Origin of the sequence: Mycobacterium sp. 1245499.0, from assembly GCF_001673615.1 — a bacterium.
Taxonomy (GTDB): Bacteria; Actinomycetota; Actinomycetes; order Mycobacteriales; family Mycobacteriaceae; genus Mycobacterium; species Mycobacterium europaeum_A.
Map to the genome: position 1 here is coordinate 1 of NZ_LZMG01000405.1, position 21,233 is coordinate 21,233.

Below are 21,233 nucleotides of genomic sequence, written 5' to 3' on the forward strand. Positions count from 1 at the left end.
CGTCCTGCTGACCGGCGCCAATGGTTATCTCGGGCGATTCCTGCTCCTGGAGTGGCTCGAGCGGCTAGCCGGAACCGGCGGAAAACTGATCTCCATCATTCGCGCCGCGGACGCCTCGGCCGCCGCCAAACGGCTGGAGGGTGTCTTCGACAGCGGAGATCCGCACTTGCTGGAGCGGTTCCGCGCCCTGGCCGCCGACCATCTCGAGGTCATCGTCGGCGATATCGGCGAACCCAAACTTGGGTTGGCGCAGCCGACCTGGGAGCGCCTCGCGCAAACTGTGGACCTGATCGTGCATCCGGCCGCTCTGGTCAACCACGTGCTGCCGTACGACCAACTCTTCGGCCCCAATGTGGTGGGCACCGCCGAGCTGATTCGGCTGGCCCTGACGACCCGGATCAAACCCGTCACGTACATGTCGACCGTCGCGGTGGCGCTGTCGGTCGATCCGTCCACGTTCACCGAGGATGGTGACATCCGCACCGTGAGTGCGTTACGGCCGGTCGACGACAGTTACGCGAACGGCTACGCGAACAGCAAGTGGGCCGGCGAGGTGTTGCTGCGCGAGGCGCACGACCTGTGCGGGTTGCCGGTCGCCGTGTTCCGGTCCGACATGATCCTGGCGCACAGCCGGTATGCCGGCCAGCTGAACGTGCCGGATGCGTTCACCCGGTTGCTGTTCAGCTTGTTGATCACCGGCATCGCGCCGGCCTCCTTCTACCAGACCGATCCACACGGAAACCGGGCGGTGGCCCACTACGACGGGCTGCCCGCCGACTTCGTGGCCGAAGCCGTAACCACGCTGGGTGAGCAGATCGCCACGGCCGCTGAGGCTTCCGGGACGTATCGGTCCTTCGATGTGATGAACCCGCACGACGACGGCGTCTCACTGGATGTGTTCGTCGACTGGCTGATCGCCGCCGGGCACGACATCCGGCGCATCGACGACTACGACGAATGGCTGAGCCGGTTCACGACGGCCATCCGCGCCTTGCCGGACAAGCAGCGTCAGCATTCGGTGCTGCCATTGCTGGACGCGTACCGCAAGCCGGAGACACCATTGCGCGGCGCGCCGGCCCCCACCGACGTGTTCCGTGCGGCCGTGCGGGCCGCGAAAATCGGTGCAGACCAAGATATTCCACACCTGTCGGCGGCGCTGATCGACAAGTACGTCGCGGATCTGGGCCTACTGGGCCTGGTGTAACGACGCCTGAGCTAGCCGGGGAGCCCGTGTTTGATCGCGGCATCCTGCTTGCGACCGATGTCGAGGGCGACCGCCGGATCGAGCGGATCGTTGGGCGCGCTGTCGAATTCCAGCGTGACCAGGGCCTTGCCTTCGGTGAAGACCAACACCGTCATCGCCTGGGAGTTGTCCGGTGAGGTGCCCGCAATGGTCACCCCGTTGGCGCCGACGGCAAGCGGTGCCCAGGTCCCGCTCACCTTGCCGTTGTAACTGCCTTGGGTGGTGGCCAATTCGGCCGCTGCCGCCGACGGGTCGGCGGCGATCACGATGGTGTCCCACAACCGGCGGCTGCTGTCGGCGTTGGCGAACAGCTGCGCGACTCCCGGCGCGTTGTTGGGGTTGAGCATGGGTGACTGGGGCGCGGTCAGACCGCCACCGACGTCGTTCGGCTTGATCAACAGGAAGCCGTAATCCGAGGGCTGGCCCGACGGCGGGCCGGTGACCGCGCTGGAACTGGTCGACGTGGGCGAACTCGAAGACGGTGGTGCGGCCTTGTCGGCGCCACCGCATCCGGCGCTCGCGGCCCCCGCCACGATGACGGCAACGGCACAGCCGGCGATGCCGATCCGATCAACTCCCACGCGTGTCCCTCCCACGTGTCATCGGTATCCGGCCTGTACCGCGGCTCCCGACACCGCAGGCGAAATGGTGGTGTAACCCAGGCTTGCTACGAACATATGCCCACTCGGCGCCCGGGGGTAGCACTTTGACGTGCCTATGCTGGCGGGGGTGACAGCATCCTCGCGCAGAAGGAGATCGGTATGACGGCCGCAGCGGCGCGCGCAGTACGGTTCGACCGGTACGGGGGGCGCGAGGTGTTGTACGTGGCGGACATCGAGATGCCCTCCCCCGGCCCGGGTGAGGTGGTCGTCGAAGTGCGCGCCGCGGGGATCAACCCCGGCGAGGCCGGCATCCGGTCCGGGGCGATGCACGAGATCTTCCCGGCTACCTTTCCCTCCGGCCAGGGCAGCGACCTCGCCGGCGTCGTCTCCGCCGTGGGGGCCGGTGTCACCGAGTTCTCGGTCGGCGACGAGGTGCTGGGGTTCAGCATGCGCCGGTCCAGCCACGCCACGCACACCGCGGTTCCGGTGGGGCAGTTGATCCGCAAGCCTCCCCAACTCGGTTGGGAGGCAGCGGGTTCGCTCTACGTGGTCGGTGCGACGGCCTATGCGGCCGTGCGCGCGGTGGCGCCGCAACGGGGCGAGACGATCGCGGTGTCGGCCGCCGCCGGCGGGGTGGGCAGCCTGGTCGTGCAGCTTCTGGTGTTGCGTCAGGCCCGGGTGCTCGGCATCGCGGGGCCGGGCAACGCCGACTGGCTGCGCTCGCGTGGCGTCATTCCGGTCGCCTATGGTGACGGACTCGCCGAGCGGCTGCGCGCGGCGGCGCCCGACGGGATCGACGCCTTCATCGATCTCTTCGGCCCGGACTACGTCCAGCTGGCCGTCGACCTCGGCGTGGCGCCCGAGCGGATCGACACCATCATCTCCTTCGAGAAGGCCGGTGAAGTGGGCGCCAAGACCGAGGGCAGCATGGACGCCTCGACGCCCGAGGTGCTCGCCGAGATGGCCGAGCTGATCGTGTCCGGCGTCATCGAGTTCGACATCGCCGCGACCTACCCGCTGGACCGGCTCGCCGACGCCTACGCCGAGCTCGAGCGGCGGCACACCCACGGGAAAATCGTTCTGCTGCCGACCAACTCACAGTGACGCGGCCGGGCCGACGACGCCGGCCTGCACGATCTTGATGATGACGAAGGCGACCGCCACCACCAGGTAACCCCGCAGGGTGAACAGCCCCGCCCGGCGCATCGGCGACATCGCCGGCCGATCGAGCAAGGCGAGGTTGGGGGTCTGCCAGCTCGCGCGGTCCTGGCGAAGTATCGCGCGCCGCTCGGCGCGCCTCAGCGAGGCGGCATCTTCGAGTTCGTCCACCTCCCCTGGATCCAGGCCACCCCCAAGGGTGCGCACGATGGCCTCCGCCTCGGTCGGGTTTCGGTGTCGCCGCCCGGCGAAGATCATCACCGCGCCGCCGACGATGCCGAGGACCGCGCCGGCCGCCAGCCCCGCCTCGATGGTGCCGGTCGCGAGACCGGGGAAGAAGGTGGTCGCCGTCAATGCCAGTGAGAGCAGCACCAGACACCACACGATGGTCCACGCAATGATGTTCTGCCGCACCGTGTTAACCCAGGGCCCCAACACCGCCCGATCGTTGCACAGCAGCACCAGGAAGATGGTCGCCGAGGGAAGCAGCACGCCGGCTAATGCCTGCACACCCTGGGTCACCAGGCCCAGGATGTGATCGGGGCTGAACGAGATCGCCGCCGAGACCCCGAGCAGCAGCGCGTAACCCCCGTAGAACAGCGGGGCCTCGCTGATCTTCCAGTGCAACGAGTGCCGCCTACCCATGGCATCGCCGACCGCATAGGTGGTCGCCAGCCCGACGGCGTTGGCGCCGATCAGCGACGCATCCAGCAGGATGATGGCGAACAGCACCCCGACCGTTCGACCCAGGTGCTGGGACAACCCCGAGGCGACCGCCCCCGCATCGGTGAAGTGACCCGCGTCGGCGGTCCCGGCCATTCCGAACGCCGCCACCGCCATCAGCGCCGTCGCACCGACCATCACCACGACGATTCCGATGGCCAGATCCGCTCGGCCATAAGGGATCCAGCGGGCGGTAATGCGCTTGTCCACCACGTTGGACTGCTGGAAGAACAGCTGCCATGGCGCGACCGTGGTGCCCACGATCGCCACCACCAGCAGCAGCACCGTCGAGTTGAGCCCACCGGGAAATTGCGGGATCAGGCCGGCGGCGGTGACTTTCGGGGTCGGATGCACCAGCGCCACCAGCGGGATGATCAGCACATTGACCGCGATCAGCAGGAACATCAACCTTTCCCAGCGGCGGAACGATCCGCCGGCCACCACGGCGAACAGCAGCACGGCGGCGGCCGGGACGGCGACGATCCTCGGGCAGCCCAGGAAGCCGAGAGCCAATGACACACCGATGAATTCGGTCACGATGGTCAAGGCGTTGAGGATCAGCAGGTCCCCGACGCTGAAGGCGCCCCAGAACTTGCCGAACCGCTCGAAGATCAAGCGCGCGTGGCCAACCCGCGCCACGGCGCCCAATCGCAGCACCATCTCCTGGTTGACGTACAGCACCGGAATCAGCAGCGCCAGCGTCCACAACAGGCCCATGCCGTAGTTCTGGCCGGCCTGCGCGTAGGTGGCGACGCCACCGGCGTCGTTGTCGCCCACCATGACGATCAGTCCGGGACCGGTGATGACCGCCAGTGTCCGCAGGCGCCGCCAGCGTCCGCTGAACGCCCCGTACGCGCCGGTCCCGTCGCGCCGGATGCGCCCGAACGCGCCGACGATGTCGCCGGCGTGCGCGGAATCCAGCACGGTAGCGCCTGCGGCGCCGGGGGCTGCGCTTTCCGGCGCGGTAGGGGTCCGGCCAGGCGCCGGGGCCCGGCGACCGCCGCCGGTGTGGATCGAAGTCATCGAATCCTCGCTATCTCGAACAGGTTCGCGCCAGGAGGGAGCGGATGGACACGGTCGTGGTTGCGGCACTCAGCGCGCCGACGGCGACGGGCGGCGCTGTGACGCCCGTCGCCGAGGCAGTGGTTCAGCGGTGGTTGCTGTCGGAACCCGAGGCGTGGCCACCCAGCGACGCGGTGACCACCGCGATGGGCATCCTCGAGACGTACAGGTTGGCCCGCTCTTGCGGCGTCAGGCCGGCCCGCAGGTGCAACCTGTTGGCCAACAACCTGCCAGCGCGCAGCATGGACCGTCCACGCATCCTGGACGCAACGGAAAAACGTTGGGTAACAACAAAAGCCATGATATTCTCCTGCCGAAGGGACCGATCGGCATCGGCATGGCGGTTCAGCCGCGCGGGACCAGGCGAGGGTCAGGCGGTGAAAGAAATGCCGGAACCGGATCGGGACAAGACGGATTTCGGATAGGGACTATCGCCGGGACTCATCTCGCCCTCACCTCCTCACGGCCAAGACACACGCGGGTGTCACCACGTTCACCTGAACGAGAGAGGCAGGAATGGCCCGCGGCACACGCCGCGGGTCGCACCCCTCTCGACGGAGCTTCGGCACTGCACGGCGTATCCGGACCCAAATCAATGGTCGCGACCCGCATCGCCCGGCTTCGCCGCGCTTGCGATCGCTCCCAGATCATTGGTCGCGACCCGCATCGCCCGGCTTCGCCGCGCTTGCGATCGCTCCCAGTCCAGAAGCCACTTGGGCTCAACCCTTAGTCCGGGAAGAGCTGTCCTGACCCGGGGCGTCTCTCGACGTTCGGGGTCAGTGGCCTGTATCCATGCAGACGCCTCACCTACCGAGGTGCTTGCGGGTCCATAGTGACACCGTGGTCGCAGGCTCGTCAAACGCGTAACAACCGCCACCGCACTCCCAGCGCCCGCTCAGGCTGCGCGCCTAGGCTCGTTGCCATGACCACAACGTTGCAGGATGCCCGGGTCGCATCGGTACTCGACCGCATGTATGCCGAGTCGAAGAAGCAGATGTCGCTGTTGCGCGAGCGGCGCGGCACCTTCGATCGGCCGATGACCGCGCAGGAGCGGGCCGATGCGATGAGCGAGTTCTACATTCCGGTAACACCGGAAGCCGGCCGGCTGCTGTATTCACTGATCCGGGCCACCCGCCCGGCCACCGTCGTCGAATTCGGGATGTCCTTCGGCATTTCCGCCGTACACCTGGCCGCCGCGGTGCGCGACAACGGCACCGGCCGGGTGGTGACCACCGAACTGAGCGACACCAAGATCGCCGCGGCCAAGCAGACGTTCGCCGAGACCGGCTTGGATGACGTCATCACCATCCTCGAAGGCGATGCGCTGTCCACGCTGGCGGAATTGCCGGGACCGGTCGACTTCGTCCTACTCGACGGCTGGAAAGACCTGTACCTGCCCGTGCTCGAACTGCTGGAACCGCGCCTGTCACCCGGGGTGCTGGTGATCGCCGACAACGCCAGCTCGGCCGACATGGCGCCCTATCTGGACCGGGTGCGCAACCCCGACAACGGCTACGTGAGCTTCAACTTCCAGGTACGCGACAGCGACAGCATGGAAATCAGCTGCCGCACAAGCGGTTAGCGGCTACCGCAGCGATTCCTCGAGCCACGGCGTCAGCCACTTCACCCCTTCGGGGGTGAGGTGGACGCCGTCGCTGCGCACCTTGATGCCGTCGACCTTGGCGGTGTAGACCCCGTCGGGACACAGCTTCTTGTTCAGATCGAGGATCGCGACGTTCGGATGGTGGCTCACGGTCTTGCGCAACATGGCATTCCACAGGTTGACCCGATCCGGCTGGTCCTCCGGATACAGGCGGCCGTCCGGCTTTTCCCCGCCCCGGCTGTACGGGACGGTGGCGACCACCACGTGGACACCGGTGCCGCCGACGATGGTCAGCGCCCGTTGGAGCTCACCATTGAGGTAGGCATCGAAGGTCGGGTCGCCGATGTGGGTCCACTGCCCCTCGTTGACCCGGTCCACCGTCTCCCAGCGGCCGATGACCAGCAGCGCGACGTCCGGCTGGTCCTGGCTGACCTGCCTCGACCAGCGGATCGGCCAGCCGTCACACTCGGACCGTTGTTCCAGGGTCTGGCCGATGTAGCGGTAGGGAGTGCCGCGCACCAGGCTGCATCCGATGACCGTGTGATCCAGAAACGCAAACCCCGGCGTCGGAGGCAGGTAGTGCATCCAGGTCCACCCGATGGAGTCCCCGAACACCGAGACGGTGAACGGCCGGTTGGCATCTCGGGGCCGGCTCGGGCCGGGCGCTGACGGCGAGACCGCCGCGACCGCCGAGACACCGGGCGGCAGACCGACCTCACGCAGACCGGGCCCGGTGCCCACCGGAACCACCAACAGCGTCACCGCGGCGGCGCTGGCCACCGTCGCGGCCGCCAGCGGCAGCAATGGCACCCGTGCCGGTCGCCAGCACCGAATGGGTTGTTCGAGCAGCCAATACGACACCGCGGCCGCCACCAGCGTGGCCCCGCACCGCACGGCGAACAACGGCAACCCGGTCCACCCGGTGCGTTCGCCGTTGAGCGCCAGGAAGATTGGCCAGTGCCACAGGTACACGCCGTAGGAGATGGTGCCCAGCCACACCAGCGGGCGCACCGCGAGCAACCGGGCGACGAGCCCGCGCTGCTCGAGCGCGACCGGTGCGATCACGATCACGGCCGCCACCGCGACCCCGATCAGCAAGCCGTGCCGGAATTCGCCGCTGGCGCCGGTGGCGTAGTGCGTCGCCGCCGCCAGTCCCACCAGACCGAGCACCGGCAGGATTCGGGCCACCCGACGACCCCACCGGGTGCGAATCATGCACCAGCCGCGGTTCATCGACGGCCAGTCCCGAACCAGCAGGGCGGCCGACGCCGCGCCCACCAGCAACGCCTGCGCGCGGGTATCGGTGCCGAAGTAGATCCGGTCGCGGGTGCCGTCCGACGTCATCACGATCGCGGCCGCCGCGGAGGCCAGCGCGCCCACGGTGGCGATCAGGAACGTGGCGAACCGCACGCCGCCGACCGTGGCTCGGCGCGAGTGCCGCCTCGCGCGCGCGGCGAGCAACAGGGTGACCGCGATGAGCAACACCGGCCACACGAAGTAGTACTGCTCCTCCACCCCCAGGGACCAGGTGTGCTGCAGCGGCGAGGGCGGGGCGCCCTGGGTAAAGTAGTCCGTCTTCTGGGCGACGAAGCGCCAGTTCGCCATCCACACGAAGGCGGCGATGGCGTCGTCGCGCAGGCCGGTCAGCGACCGGTCGGGCAGCAGCTGGCGGGCCGCGGCCACGGTGAGCACCATCAGCACCAGTGCGGGCAGCAATCGTCGCGCGCGCCGAATCCAGAAGCCGGTCAACTCGATGCGACCGCTGCGCCCCAACTCGTCCAGCAGCAACGAGGTGATCAGGAAACCGCTGAGTACGAAAAACACGTCGACGCCGATGAATCCGCCTGTGACGCCGGGGATGCCGCCGTGCCCGATGAGCACCAGCGCGACGGCGATCGCGCGCAGCCCGTCGAGTGCCGGGATTCCGCTGGCCCGCTCCGGCCGGTCCCAGATCGCCAGCCGGCCGACCCGGCGCACGGGGGCGACCCATCGGGGCCGAGAACGACGAGCCGGTGCGGGGTGGGACCCGCCCGGCTCGGTGCTTTCTGTCAGCGCGCCGTAACTACCATCTCGCCCGGCGCCATGGTTGATGCCGATACGTCGCTGCCCCTCCTGTTGAGTTCAGCAAGCCAGCCTAGAGGCGGGCCCGCCGGATCACGTGGAGGACACGCGAGGTGTTTTCTGTCGTGCTGCGTTCGGGTTTCGGCCCGACGCGTCAGGCCTCGTCGGGCGCGTAGCCCAGGGTGCTCTTGACTTCCAGGTACTCGTGGAAGCCGAACTCGCTCCACTCGCGACCGTTGCCGCTGCGCTTATAGCCGCCGAACGGCGCGTTCATGTCGAAGGCGTGGTTGATCGTCACCCAACCCGCGCGGATCTTGCGGGCGACCTCGCGCGCGGTGTCCAGGTCGGCCCCCGACACGAAGCCGGCCAGACCGTATTCGGTGTCGTTGGCGATCTGGACGGCGTGGTCGAGGTCGTCGTAGCCGAGGATGCACAGCACCGGCCCGAAGATCTCCTCGCGGGCGATCGTCATGTCGTTGGTGACGTGCGCGAAGACGGTCGGCTTGACGTAGTAACCCTTGTCCAGTCCGGCCGGCCGGCCGGGGCCGCCCGCGACCACGGTCGCGCCCTCGTCGACGCCCTGCTGGATCAGGCGCTGAACCTTCTCGAACTGAGTCCTCGACGCCACCGGCCCGATCGCCGTCGCCGCACCGTTGCCCACCGCGATCTGTTCGGCGGCTTCGCGCGCGAGGCTAATTGCCTCGTCCATCCGGGAATTCGGCACCAGCATGCGCGACGGCGCGTTACAGCTCTGCCCGGAATTGGGCATCATGTTGGCCACGCCGGCCCGCACGCCGTCGGCGAAGCCACCGTCGTCGAGGACGATGTTGGGGCTTTTGCCGCCGAGCTCCTGGGTTACTCGCTTGATCGTGGGCGCGGCGTTCCGGGCGACCTCGACACCGGCGCGGGTGGACCCGGTGAACGACACCATGTCGATGTCGGGATGGCTCGCCAGGGCCACACCCACGCCTGCGCCGTCGCCGTTGATCAGGTTGAACACCCCGGCCGGCACGCCTGCGGCGTCCAGGATCTCGGCGAAGATGTAGGGCGAATACGGCGCCACCTCAGACGGTTTCAGAATGACGGTGCAGCCTGTCGCCAGCGCCGGGTAGACCTTGACCGCGACCTGGTTGATCGGCCAGTTCCAGGGTGTGATCAAACCGCAGACGCCGATCGGCTCCTTGGCGATCAGGGTCGCGCCCTTCTGTTCGGAGAACGGGAAGTTCTTCAGCACGTCGATGGCCGTGGTCAGATGCCCGATCCCGAGGAAGACCTGCGGCCCGGCGGCCAGCGAGGGCGGGGCGCCGATTTCCTCGGTGACCGCCTGCGCGAGATCGTCCGCGCGCTTCTGGTATTCGGCGAGGATCGCCTGCAACAGGTCCAGGCGCTGTTCGCGGGTGCTTTGCGACCAGCCGGTGAAGGCTCGCCGGGCGGCGTTGACCGCCACGTCGACATCGGCGGCCGACCCCAGCGAGATCTTCCCGGACACCTGCTCGGTCGCCGGGTTCTCCACGTCGAAAGTGTTGGGCCGCACCGGGTCGACCCACTGTCCGTCGATGTAGAACTTCAGGTATTCGCGCATGACATCGATCCTCTTTCTCCTGCGGGCCCTACTGAGTGCCTTCGGCGTACCAGGTCCGGAATCGGTCGTACTTGGGCATCTCCTCGGAATTGGCCTTCGGGTCGATGCATACGTGCACCACGCCGACTTTGCCACTGGCGTAGGCGCGGGCGATCGCCGGGCCGATCTCGGATTCCTTCTCGACGTACTCACCGTGGCAGCCGAAGCCCTCGGCGACCTTGTCCATCCGGACGTCCTTGCTCCAGTGCACACCGGGCTGCGGCGACGGCTGGGAAAAGGTGCGCTTGTACACGCCCACCTCCAGGCCCCACTGGTGGTCGACGCCCACCACGCACACCAGCGGAAGATTCTGCCGCGCGGCGGTTTCCAGCTCGGCGATGTGGAACAGAAACGCCGAATCGCTGGTCAGCAGCATCACCGGGCGCTTGCCACCCTCGGCGACCGACGCCCCGACGGCGTACGGCAGGCCGGTGCCCAGGTGGCCGAAGTTCTGGTTCCAGATCACGTCGCGCGGCTTGGACTGCGAGTAGGTCCACTGGAAGATCACTGTCGCGCCGCCGTCGCGCACGAGAATGCCGTCGTCGAGTTCGTTGAACGCCTTGGTGGCCTCGACGACGTAGCGGGCCGGGTGGATCGGTGACCGGCCGGACGGCGCCGACTCGGCCACGTCCGCAAGCTCTTTCGCATCCTTTTCGACCAGAGCCTGTAGCCCCGGCGCGGGCTTGCGCGGGCCATCCTTGAGCGCGTCCACCAGCTGCGGCACCACACCGCGCAGATCGCCGACCAGCGCCACGTCGACCGGGCGGTTGACGCCGATGGCGGCCGGATCCTGCTCCACGTACACCCACTTGCGGTTCGCGTTGTTGGCGGCCCAGTGCTGGGTCCGGCCGTAGTGCATCGGCTCACCGAGCTCGGTGCCCAGCGCGACGCACAAATCGGATTCCTCGACGGCCTCGTTGGCCGCGGGCGAGAACAGGTAGGGGAACGTGCGCTCCTGCAGCCCTGGGATGTAGGACGTGCCGCCGGAGGTCTGGATCACCGGGCACGCCATCAGCTCAGCGAGCTCCTTGACCTGCTGCTGGGTGCGGGAGGTGTGCACGCCATGGCCGACCAACAGGATCGGGCTTTGCGCCGCCCGGATCAGCTTGACGGCCTCGGCCACTTCGCGGGTGCCGGCGCCCTGGTTGACCAGCCGGTAGGCCGACGGTGGCGGGGCGGCGTCGACGTCGAGCTCCTCGAGGATGACGTGCGACGGGAACTCGACATAGGTCGGACCGGGCGTGCCGGACATGGCCCTGCGGATGGCCTCGTGGATGATCTCGTCGGTCTGGTCGGCGTACTCGATCGAGCTGCTGTACTTCACCGACGCGGTGAAAAGCGGTTCCTGCTGGACGAATTGGATGCGGCCGCGCCGCACTCGGCGCTCGGTCACCCGGGCGCGCTGCCCGCCGAGGAAGATCACCGGCGAGTTCTCCACCAGCGCGCACTGGATCGCTCCGGCGATGTTCGCCATGCCCGGGCCCAGCGTGCCGATGCACAGGCCGGGGTTACCGGTCATGCGCGACGCCGCCTCGGCCATGAACCCGGCGCTCAGTTCGTGATGCGGAGCCACCACCGACCACCCCCGCGCGTCCGCCTCGGCGAACATGTGCACGAAGTTCGGGTCGGGGATGCCGAACAGGGTGTTCACGCCCTCGGCCTCGAGCAGGTCGAGAATGCGTTTGTAGACGGGCACGGCCATCGTTCAGAGTTCCTTTCCGTCGCGAGCAGACGCAAAGTCATCGTCTGGCACGCCATTTCGTGCGATTTTCTGTCTGCTCGCGCTGATTTCGGCGAGCACCTCTGCGGTGTGTGCGCCGAGTTCGGGTGCCGGCCCCGCGACCCGACCCGGTGTCTGCGAGAACCAGGTGGGCACCCCCGGGAACCGCACCGGCCCGTGCGGGCCGTCCACCGTCTCGAACATGCCGACGGCGTTCAGATGCGGGTCGTCGAACAGCGCTTCGGGCGTGTTCAGTGGCGCGGCCGGTATCTCGAGTTCACGAAGCAGCGCCAGCCACTCCGCGGTGGTCCGCTCCTTCATCGTCTCGGCCACCAGCCCGTAGACGGTGTCGATCTCGCGGGCGCGTTGCTCCAGCGTGGCATACAGCTCGCTGGCCCACGGTGGCTGAACGGCTTTCATGAACGCGTTCCAGTGCTTGTCGTTGTAGATCAACGCGGCGATATGGCCGTCGCTGGTGCGGTACGGGCGGCGGTTGGGCGCCACGGTGCGCGGGTACACCGCCGGCCCGAGCGGAGGGTCGAACAGGGCGCCGTTGGCGTGTTCGACGAGCATGAACGAGGCCATGGTTTCGAACATGGCGACCTCGACTTCTTGCCCCTGCCCGGTGCGTTCGCGATGGAACAACGCCATCGTCGTCGCGTACAGCGCCGTCAGCCCGGCGATCTTGTCGGCCATGATGGTGCCGACGTAGTCGGCCTCGCCGGTCAACTGTTGTTGCACCGCGGGCAGGCCGCATTCGGCCTGGATGGTGTCGTCGTAGGCGGGGCGGTCGCGATCGGGTCCGCGGCGCCCATACCCGTAGCAATTGGTATAGACGACAGCGGGATTGATCGCGGCGACGTCGTCGTAGCCGAAACCGAGCTTGGCGATCGCCTTGGCCCGCATCGAGTGGATGAACACGTCGGCCGTCTCGACCAGGGCGCGCAGCGCGCCGGCGCCGGCGTCGGTTTGCAGGTCCAGCACCACGCTGCGCTTGCCCCGGTTGACGTTGACGAACACCCCGCTCATGCCCGGGGCGGGGCCCACCGAGATGTAGCGGGTGTTATCACCTTGCGGGGGTTCGACTTTGATGACGTCGGCGCCCATGTCGGCCATGATCTGCGTGCAGTACGGCCCCATCACCATCGCAGTGAGGTCGATGACGCGCAGCCCCGCCATCGGGCCGGTCGGGCTAGCCATTGAGCGCTCCTTGATCGGTTAACCTCTGAGCCAGCTCGAAGCTGTAGCGGATGTGCTCGTTGTGTCCGTCGGGGACGACCGGGAAAATCAGCGGTGCCTCGGCGTATCGGATCGCGTCCAGGTGGGTGCCGACCTCTTCGATGCTCCAGGCCGGCCGGCACACTCCCGGGCTCTCGGCGATCACCGCCCGCGCCACCCGACCCGCCAGCGCGATGAACAGTTCACCGGTTACCGAACAAGACTCGTGCGCAAGCCATCCCACCACCGGCGCAACGAGTTCCGCGCCCATCGGCGGATAGGCCGATGTGTCGATGCCCTCGGCCATGCGCGTCACCGCGGCCGGCACGATCACGTTGCACCGCACCCCCTCCGCGGCACCCTCCAGCGCGACGACATTGGCCAGCCCGATCACGCCGGCCTTGGCCGCCGCGTAGTTGGCCACGTCGTGGTTCCCATACAGCCCCCCGATCGACGACGTCAGCACGACGCGGCCGTAGCCCGCGTCGCACATGAGCGGAAAGGCGGGCCGCACAACGTGAAACGCGCCGCGCAGGTGCACGTCGAGCACGGCGTCGAAGTCGTCGTAGCTCATCTGTTTGAGCGAGCCACGGCGGACGTTGCCGGCGTTGTGGATCAATATGTCGATGCGTCCGTAGTGCTCGAGCGCGGTCGCGATGATCTCCTGGCCGCCGTCGCGGGTCGCCACCGAGGCGCCGCAGGCGACCGCCTCGCCGCCGGCCGCGGTGATCTCCCCGACCACCTGCTCGGCCGGGCCGGCGTCGGCGCCCTCGCCGTCGAGGCCGCCGCCGGCGTCGTTGACGACCACCTTGGCCCCCCGCGAGGCGAGCAGCTGCGCGTACGCACGGCCCAGCCCGCGGCCCGCGCCGGTCACCACGGCGACGCGGTCGTCGAATCGAAGTTGGGGCGCAACGGTTTCGGTCAAGCGCCCAGCACCAACCCTTCCAGCTCCCCCTTGTCGCGCCAGACCCGCAACAGGTCCTCGAACGCGTAGAAGCCGGGGCCGTACGGCTCGCCCAGGTGCGACCGGATCCCCTCGCCCCCGCCACCGCCTTCGTTGTTGTAATAGCCGGGCGTGCACTGGGCGTCGAACGCCGAATTGTCGATCGCGGTTTCCCGGATCGTCGCGCACCACTGCTCCTGCGCCGCTTGGCTGGGTTCCACGGTGGTGGCTCCGCGCTTCAGCGCCTCGGCGATGATGTAGGCGATGTGCTCGCCCTGCAGCTCGTAGTTGGCCGCGATGTTGGCGGAGATGCCGACCTGGGTGAAGCCGGTATAGAACTGGTTGGGGAATCCTCGGCTGGTCATCCCGTGCAGCGTCTTGTAGCCGTCTCTCCAGTAGTCGAACAGCGACAGCCCGTCGCGTCCCTGGATGGCCTCGATCGAGTAGCGGCGGCTGATCTCGGTGGTGATCTCGAAGCCGCTGGCGTAGATGATGCAGTCGACCTCGTACTCGATACCGTTGGCGACCAAGCCCTTTTCGGTAATGCGTTCCACGCCTTTGGAATCGGAGACGTCGACGAGGGTGACGTTGGGCCGGTTGAACATCGGCAGGTACTCGTCGTTGGACAGCGGCCGCTTGCACAGGAATCGGTAATAGGGCTTGAGCGCCTCGGCGGTCTGCGGATCCTCGACCAGAGCGTCGATGCGGCGGCGCAGCCGCTCCATCAATTTGTAATCCTCTTCCTCCCGAATCGCCATGAACTGCTCGGGCGTCATGGCCGCGGGGTCGGGCAGGGCGAGCACCCGGGCGGCGGTGTTGCGTCCGAGCTCGGTCCAGAAGTCGCACACCAGATCCGGCTGGCCCAGCGCCATGCCCTCGAACGTCCAGGAGTGGAAGTTGCGCTGGCGCTCCCGCTGCCAGCCCGGCCGCAGGGTCTTCACCCATTCCGGGTCGGTGGGCGCGTTGTTGCGCTCGTCGACCGTCGAGGGGGTGCGCTGGAAAACGTAGAGGTGCTGGGCGTCTCGCGCTAGGAACGGGACGATCTGGATCGCGGTGGCGCCGGTGCCGATGACGGCGACCTTCTTGTCGGCGAGCTTGTGCAGGTTGCCGTTGGTGTCGCCGCCGGTGTAGTCGTAGTCCCACCGCGACGAGTGGAACGCATGGCCCTTGAAGTCCTTGATTCCGGGAATGCCGGGCAGCTTCGGGCGGTGGAACGGGCCCGAGGCCAGCACGACGAAGCGGGCGCGGATGTCGTCGTTGCGGTTGGTGCTGATCCGCCAGCGCTTGATCTCTTCGTCCCACCGCAGGTCGCGGACCTGGGTGGAGAAGATCGCCGAATCGTAGAGGCCGAAGTGCTTGCCGATGTTGCGGCAGTGCTGGTAGATCTCGGCGCCGTCAGCGAATTTCTTCGACGGCATGAAATCTAGCTCTTCGAGAAGTGGTATGTAGCAGTATGATTCGTTGTCGCACTGGATGCCGGGGTAACGGTTCCAGTACCAGACGCCGCCGAAGTCGCCGCCGAGTTCGATGACGCGGACGTCGTCGACGCCCGCTTTCTTGAGGTAGGCCGCCGACAGCAGGCCCCCGAAGCCACCGCCCAGCACCGCGACGTCGATGTCCTCGCGAATCGGCTCGCGCGGGGACACGGGTGTGTACGGGTCGACTTCGTAGTAGCCGGCGAAGTCGTCCTCCAACTCGATGTACTGCTTGGAACCTTCCTTGCGCAGCCGCTTTTCGCGCTCCCGGGCGTACTTCTCGCGCAGCGCGTCGATGTCGACGTCCTCGGGTGTCTGGGTGGGCCCGCAACCGTCTTGGTGCTTTTCCATCTCAGGGGTCATGCCTGGGGGCGCTCCTTGTCTGAAAGCTCTCGGGGCTCACCGGTGCCCATGTACCTCGACAACTGGTAGTGCAGATTGACCGTGCTGCGCTCGCGGTACGGGTTGGGCTTGGTGCCGGGGAAGGCAAAAGACTTCATGCCCTGCTGCACGGCGGCCATGTTGGAGAAGTCCTGCGGCAGCACCGATCGCCACCTGGGGTCCCCGACCGGAGTGTATTCCCATTCCGTCTGCGGCTCTTGGCCTTTGGGGTACAGCTCGAAGACCGACACCTCGAAGATGCACTTGTCCGGGTTGTAGCTGGGATGCGGTCGCGCGCCGTAGCACAGCGCGCTGGTCAGGCCCTGGCCGATCTGGAAGTTCGGGAAGATCTGCCATGCGGTCCCGGCCTGCCCCAGGATGTCGGCGGGGATCGTCGGCCAGATCACGCCGCGGGCCTCGTCGTCGCGGCGCGCCGAGGCCAGCCAGTGCTCGAGGACCTTGTCGGCCGGTGTCCCCTCGGGCAGCTCGTCGACCAGTCGCTTGGCGGCGTTCACCAGCGTCTGGGTGGTGGTGGCGTTGGTTTCCTCCATCGTGTACACCTGCATCTCGGCGGTCGACACGCGGGGATCGGCGCCGATGCCGAGCCGGATCTTGGACTTGGTGGCCTCCATGTCCTCGGGCGCGTCATAGCCGATGTGGCTGTGCTTGCCTTGGGCTTTCGCCCACCCCTTGAACTCGCCGAACCTGTTGAACTCGGGATGTGTGGTGTAGACGTGGTAGGTCTCGTTGAAGGCCTCCAGCGCGACCTTCCAGTTGCAATCGAACGAGAGCCACTTGCGCCACTTGTAGCGCATGTTCTCCAGCCCGAACGGGTCGAGGATCTTCGCGGCGGGGAACAGGAAATCGGCGAGCGGCTCGCAGTCGGGGTCCATGTTGATCCACAACCAGCCACCCCAGGTATCGACCCGCACCGGACGCAGGTGGGTGTTGTCGGGGGTGAGCGTGCCCTGCCAGTCCTGCTGTTCGCGAATATGGGTGCACGCGCCGTCCAGGCCGTAGGTCCAGCCGTGGAAGCCGCAGACGAACGACTTTCGGGTACGCGCGCAGGCGTTCTTGGCGCCGTCGGGGGTGTCGATCAGCCGGCGGCCGCGGTGCATGCACACGTTGTGGTGCGCGTGGAACTCTGCTGCGCCGGTGCGGACCACGATGATCGAATCGTCGAGGATGTCGTAGGTCAAGTAGCTACCCACCTCCGGCAGCTCCTCGACCCGGCCCACCTGCTGCCATACCTTGCGCCACAGCTTGTCCCGCTCGGCGCGGGCGTAGTCCTCGGAGATGTAGGCCTCCACGCCGATGGTCATCGGTGCCGAGAGTTCCTCGGGCGCTTCGGGATTCGCGCCCTTGGCCAGATCGGTCATCACATCCTCCTGATTGCCGCGCGGAAGGATTCGTCCTTGAGGAATAGCGAAGTGTTGTCTGCGCCGAGGTGGCTCCACTTGAGGTCCAGCCCGCCGTCGACGAGCAGCGTCTGGCCGGTGATGTAGCTCGACATCTTCGAGAGCAGGAACAGGATGGCGCCGGCCTGCTCTTCGGGCCGGCCGCGGCGGCCCATTGCGATCGCCTGCCGGTCGCGATCGGGATCCTCGTCGACGTACGTGCGCGAGGCCGCCGTCTCGGTGACGCCGGGCGCGACGGCATTGACCCGAATGCCAGCCACCGCCAACTCGAGTGCCATCGTGCGGGTCATCGCCACAATCGCGGCCTTGGCCGTGCCGTAGGCGATGTGGAACGGCGCGGTGTTCATGCCGCTGATCGAGGAGATCGACACGATCGATCCCGGCTGGTGCTGCGCGACGAGCTCGCCCGCCACGGCCTGGCTCATGAAGAAGGCCGTTTCGAGGTTGTCGGCGAAGATCTTGCGCCAGTCACCGCGCGCCACCCGGGTGGACGGCATCCACGTCGACGGCTCGGCGCCGCCGGCGACATTGACCAGCCCGTACAGGTCGCCGCCGGCGCGGCGCGCGTGGTCGAGCACCGCGGCGATGCCCTCGTCGGTCGACGCGTCGGCGGCGAGGGGCAGCACGGGCAGGCCCTGCTGTGCCAGCGGGGCGATGTGTTCGTCGAGGTTTTCCTTCGACCGGCTCACCGCGATCACGGTGGCCCCGGCCCGGGCGGTCATGGCCGTGACGGTCGTGCCGATGCCACCGCCACCGGCGCCGGAAACCACGACGACGCGCCCGTCGAGTCCTAGGAGATCCCCGTGATCCGCCATGACCTGCTTTCCCCTGCCGCCGGGCGTCGCGCCACCCAGGGCGGGATCATTGATCTTTTGTCCGGACAAAATATCGCATTCTGTCCGTTGGAGAACACTATTCCGATCGGTGGACTTCGCTGTCAAGGTCGGTTCGCCGCGCTTTGGCGGCTATTGTCTGGACTAGGGGGAATTGATAGCGTCCAGCCAAACGGCTGACGGAAGGACCTCGGCGAGCCATGCCCATCTCAACGCAGCCATCGCGGTACCCGATGGCGCATCGCATCGACGTCGCCGAGGGCTGGGAGCTCGAACGGGTCACCGCGCCCAGCCGGCTCTTCGGAGCCAACGGTCTGCGCACCGGCCCGGACGGTCGCATCTACATCGCCCAGGTGACCGGCAGCCAGATCAGCGCGCTGGACCACCGCACCGGGGAACTGGTGACCGCCAGCCCCAAGGGCGGCGACATCGTGGCGCCCGACGACGTCGCGTTCGACGCCGCCGGCAACCTCTACGCCACCGAGGTGATGGACGGCCGGGTCAGCGTGCGCGACACCGGCGGCCGAACGCGCGTCCTGCGCGACGACGTGCCGTCGGCCAACGGGATCACCTTTTATCGGGACCGGTTGTTCATCGGTGAATGCCGTGAAGGCGGACGGCTGCTGGAATTCGACCTGGCTGGCGGGCCACCACGGGTGCTCTTGGAGAACGTGCCCTCACCGAACGCGATGGAGGTCGGCCCGGACGGGCTGCTGTACTTCCCGGTGATGGGGGCCAACGAAATCTGGCGCGTCGACCCCGACGGGGGCGAACCGCAATGCGTGGCAACCGGTCTCGGTGTGCCCGATTCGGTCAAGTTCGACGCCCAGGGCCACATCGTCTCGACGCAGGTGGCAACCGGACAGGTGCTGCGCATCGATCCGCGCAGCGGCGAACAGCGCCTGATCGCCCAGCTGAACCCGGGGCTGGACAACTGCACCTTCGTCGGCGATCGGTTGTTCGTTTCCAACTTCACCGGCGAGATCACCGAGATATACCCGGACGGCACAACGCAATCCGTACTGGCGGGCGGCCTCAACTGGCCGCTCGATCTGGCGGTGGGCCACGACGGGCAGCTCTACATCGCCGACGGCACGTACTTCTACGTCGCCCTGCCCGACGGGTCCCTGCACACCGCCGGGATGTTGTTCAGCCCCGGATACCCCGGATTCCTGCGCGGCATTGCGGCGAGCGGGCCCGGTGAGTTCGTCGTGACGACCTCCGGCGGCCAAGTCGGCCGGTATCGGCCGGAGGCCAACGAAACGGATGTGCTCGCAGACGGTTTCGACCAGCTCTACGGTGTGGCCCTGAGCCCGGGCGGTGTGGTGTTCGCCGAGCTGGGCACCGGGCGAGTGCTGTCATGGAAGTCCGGCGGCGTCGAGGTGCTGGCGACCGGGCTGCGCGACCCGGTCGGCGTCGCGATCGGCGCGGACGGGTCCGCCCTGGTGGCGGAGGCCGGAGCCGGCCGGGTGGTGCGGGTGAACGGCTCGAGCCCCGACACGGTCGTCGCCGATCTGCAACGGCCCCAGGGCATTCTGGTCCGCGGAGAAGTGCTCTACGTCGTCGACGCCGGCGCCAAGGAGCTGGTCGCGTTCGACCTGAGCACCAACGCGCGGCGAACCATCGCATCCGGTCTGCCGGTTGGTCCCCCGCCGGGTGTGACGCCCAAACCGCTGCGCGGGATGCCGCCGTTCTCCGGGCCGCAGGGCCCGTTCGCCGGCATCACCGCCGCGGGCGACGGGACGCTGTACGTCTCGGCCGACGGCGACGGCAGCGTGCTGGCCTTGCGCCCGACCCCGGGCGGTCCCTGATGCCCCAGGCCGTGGCCGGCGACCACCGCTACCTCCAGATCGCGCGCACGCTGCGCAAGGAGATCGTCGACGGCGTCTACCCGGTGGGGTCGCAATTGCCCACCGAACACCAGCTGTGCGAGCGCTTCGCGGTGAGCCGCTACACCATCCGCGAGGCACTGCGCCGGCTGCGCGAGGACAATCTGGTCGCATCCCGGCCGAGGGCGGGCACCCGGGTGGTACCCCGGCCGGCGTCGAGTTCCTATGCCCAGGACGCGCTGTCGATCGACGACCTGCTCGCGTTCGCTGCCGGCGCGCAACTGACCATCGAATCCAACGCGATGGTGACGATCGATGACGAGCTCGCCGCTCGCACCGGTCTCGAGGCCGGCTCCCAGTGGTTGTCGGTGCGCGGTTATCGGCAGGCCGACGGCGCGTCGGTGCCGATGTGCCGAACGGAGTACTACATCAACCGCAGTTTCGCCGCCGTCGGCAGGCTGCTGCAGCGCCACGTCGGCCCGATCTTTCCGTTGATCGAGGATCTGTTCGGCGTGAGCGTCGCCCAGTTGCACCAGGAGATCGCCGCCGTCCTGCTGTCACCCGAACTGGCCGACGGACTCGGTGCGGAAGCGGGGACGGCCGCGCTGCAGATGCGGCGCACCTACACGACCTCCGACGGTGAGGTGGCCCAGGTGACGATCAACACCCACCTGTCGTCGAGGTTTCGGTACGCGATGACCATGCGTCGCGTCGATGAATAGGCCGCCCCGGATGAGGCCGCGGTGAGGGCCCACGCGCCCTATGCGTCGGAGGCATACCGGCGCGGCTTATGGGTGCACACCACGCTGGCCGACGCGCTGCGCGCGGCCGCCCAGGCCTCTCCCCGGCGAATCACCTTGGTGGACGGCGATACTCGGATGGACTGCGCCACGCTCTACGCCCAGGCCAACGCGCTCGCGGTCGCCCTGTCGGCGCGCATGCCGACGGGCAGCGTCGTGTCGTTCATGCTGCCGAACTGGCACGAGTCCGCCGTCATCTACCTGGGCGCAACCCTCGCCGGGATGGTGGTGAACCCGATCCTGCCGTCGCTGCGCGACCACGACCTGCGCTTCATCCTCGACGATGCCGGCACCGCACTGCTTTTCGTCCCGCAAAACTACGGCGGCCACGACTACGCGGCGATGATCGAACGCGTGACGACGCCAATGAGCAGCGCGCCGGAGGTGGTGGTGCTGCGCGGTGACGCCGGTCCGCACACACCGTACGGGTCACTGCTGCAGCAGCCGCCCTCCGACGCCGCTGCGCTGCCGGCGCTGGATCCCGACTCCGTGCGCATGGTGCTCTACACGTCGGGCACCACGAGTCGCCCTAAAGGCGTGCTG

The 21,233-nt window shown here is 67.8% G+C and carries 17 protein-coding genes and 1 riboswitch; of the genes, 6 read left to right on the plus strand and 11 right to left on the minus strand.

The features are described 5' to 3' along the window. A partial coding sequence (locus tag A5646_RS25410) for a thioester reductase domain-containing protein (RefSeq protein WP_156765710.1) occupies positions 1-1,204 on the plus strand: 1,204 nt, incomplete at its 5' end. A gap of 11 nt (positions 1,205-1,215) precedes the next feature. On the opposite strand, the gene A5646_RS25415 is transcribed toward A5646_RS25410, so the two are convergent. After that, entirely contained in the window at positions 1,216-1,824 is a 609-nt protein-coding gene (locus tag A5646_RS25415) for a hypothetical protein (RefSeq protein WP_066877950.1), read from the minus strand. Between the two features lie 180 nt (positions 1,825-2,004). Here A5646_RS25415 and A5646_RS25420 point away from each other — a divergent pair, with 180 nt between their 5' ends. After that, entirely contained in the window at positions 2,005-2,949 is a 945-nt protein-coding gene (locus tag A5646_RS25420; protein ID WP_067025167.1) for an NADP-dependent oxidoreductase, read from the plus strand. Here A5646_RS25420 and A5646_RS25425 read toward each other — a convergent pair. Together A5646_RS25425 and A5646_RS29270 are read right to left on the minus strand one after the other, a co-directional pair. Further along, on the minus strand, positions 2,941-4,749 hold the full coding sequence (locus A5646_RS25425) for an NRAMP family divalent metal transporter (RefSeq protein ID WP_067025170.1): 1,809 nt from the start codon (positions 4,747-4,749) through the stop codon (positions 2,941-2,943). The two genes, A5646_RS25420 and A5646_RS25425, sit on opposite strands and share 9 nt — an antisense overlap. Positions 4,750-4,873: 124 nt before the next feature. After that, positions 4,874-5,089, minus strand: a complete 216-nt coding sequence (locus tag A5646_RS29270; protein WP_156765711.1) for a hypothetical protein — start codon at positions 5,087-5,089, stop codon at positions 4,874-4,876. Positions 5,090-5,327: 238 nt separating this feature from the next. Beyond that, a riboswitch (M-box (ykoK) riboswitch) is annotated at positions 5,328-5,610 on the minus strand. Positions 5,611-5,710: 100 nt separating this feature from the next. On the opposite strand from A5646_RS29270, the gene A5646_RS25430 reads away from it, so the two are divergent. Then, entirely contained in the window at positions 5,711-6,370 is a 660-nt protein-coding gene (locus A5646_RS25430) for an O-methyltransferase (protein ID WP_066877953.1), read from the plus strand. 3 nt (positions 6,371-6,373) lie between these two features. On the opposite strand, the gene A5646_RS25435 is transcribed toward A5646_RS25430, so the two are convergent. The 8 genes from A5646_RS25435 to A5646_RS25470 all read right to left on the minus strand — a co-directional run bounded on the left by A5646_RS25435 (position 6,374) and on the right by A5646_RS25470 (position 18,043). Further along, positions 6,374-8,368 (minus strand): acyltransferase family protein, encoded by a 1,995-nt coding sequence (locus A5646_RS25435; protein ID WP_067025173.1) that lies wholly within the window; start codon positions 8,366-8,368, stop codon positions 6,374-6,376. A 238-nt stretch (positions 8,369-8,606) separates the two neighbouring features. Then, positions 8,607-10,034 carry an aldehyde dehydrogenase family protein gene (locus A5646_RS25440; RefSeq protein WP_066877957.1) on the minus strand — a complete coding sequence of 476 codons (1,428 nt, stop codon included), beginning with the start codon at positions 10,032-10,034 and terminating at the stop codon, positions 8,607-8,609. Positions 10,035-10,062: 28 nt separating this feature from the next. After that, a complete protein-coding gene (locus A5646_RS25445) occupies positions 10,063-11,775 on the minus strand; it encodes a thiamine pyrophosphate-binding protein (RefSeq protein WP_067025176.1) in 1,713 nt (570 codons plus the stop codon). 3 nt (positions 11,776-11,778) lie between these two features. Beyond that, entirely contained in the window at positions 11,779-12,972 is a 1,194-nt protein-coding gene (locus A5646_RS25450; RefSeq protein WP_067025179.1) for a CaiB/BaiF CoA-transferase family protein, read from the minus strand. Positions 12,973-12,985: 13 nt separating this feature from the next. Further along, positions 12,986-13,936, minus strand: coding sequence for an SDR family NAD(P)-dependent oxidoreductase (locus A5646_RS25455; RefSeq protein ID WP_067025182.1), 951 nt, complete (start codon positions 13,934-13,936; stop codon positions 12,986-12,988). After that, complete coding sequence (locus A5646_RS25460) at positions 13,933-15,780, minus strand: NAD(P)/FAD-dependent oxidoreductase (RefSeq protein ID WP_067025185.1); 1,848 nt, start codon at positions 15,778-15,780, stop codon at positions 13,933-13,935. Before A5646_RS25460 ends, A5646_RS25455 begins: the two co-directional genes overlap by 4 nt. 8 nt (positions 15,781-15,788) lie before the next feature. Beyond that, entirely contained in the window at positions 15,789-17,189 is a 1,401-nt protein-coding gene (locus tag A5646_RS25465; RefSeq protein WP_066865366.1) for an SRPBCC family protein, read from the minus strand. Beyond that, positions 17,189-18,043: an SDR family NAD(P)-dependent oxidoreductase gene (locus A5646_RS25470; protein WP_067025191.1), complete on the minus strand. Its 855-nt coding sequence runs from the start codon at positions 18,041-18,043 to the stop codon at positions 17,189-17,191. The genes A5646_RS25465 and A5646_RS25470 overlap by 1 nt, the downstream gene beginning before the upstream one ends. A 218-nt stretch (positions 18,044-18,261) precedes the next feature. Here A5646_RS25470 and A5646_RS25475 point away from each other — a divergent pair, with 218 nt between their 5' ends. The 3 genes from A5646_RS25475 to A5646_RS25485 form a co-directional block, all read left to right on the plus strand. Beyond that, entirely contained in the window at positions 18,262-19,872 is a 1,611-nt protein-coding gene (locus tag A5646_RS25475) for an SMP-30/gluconolactonase/LRE family protein (RefSeq protein ID WP_082984852.1), read from the plus strand. Further along, positions 19,872-20,612 carry a GntR family transcriptional regulator gene (locus tag A5646_RS25480; RefSeq protein WP_066865372.1) on the plus strand — a complete coding sequence of 247 codons (741 nt, stop codon included), beginning with the start codon at positions 19,872-19,874 and terminating at the stop codon, positions 20,610-20,612. Before A5646_RS25475 ends, A5646_RS25480 begins: the two co-directional genes overlap by 1 nt. Before the next feature lie 21 nt (positions 20,613-20,633). Next, on the plus strand, positions 20,634-21,233 hold a 600-nt coding region (locus tag A5646_RS25485; protein WP_231998473.1), incomplete at its 3' end, for an AMP-binding protein.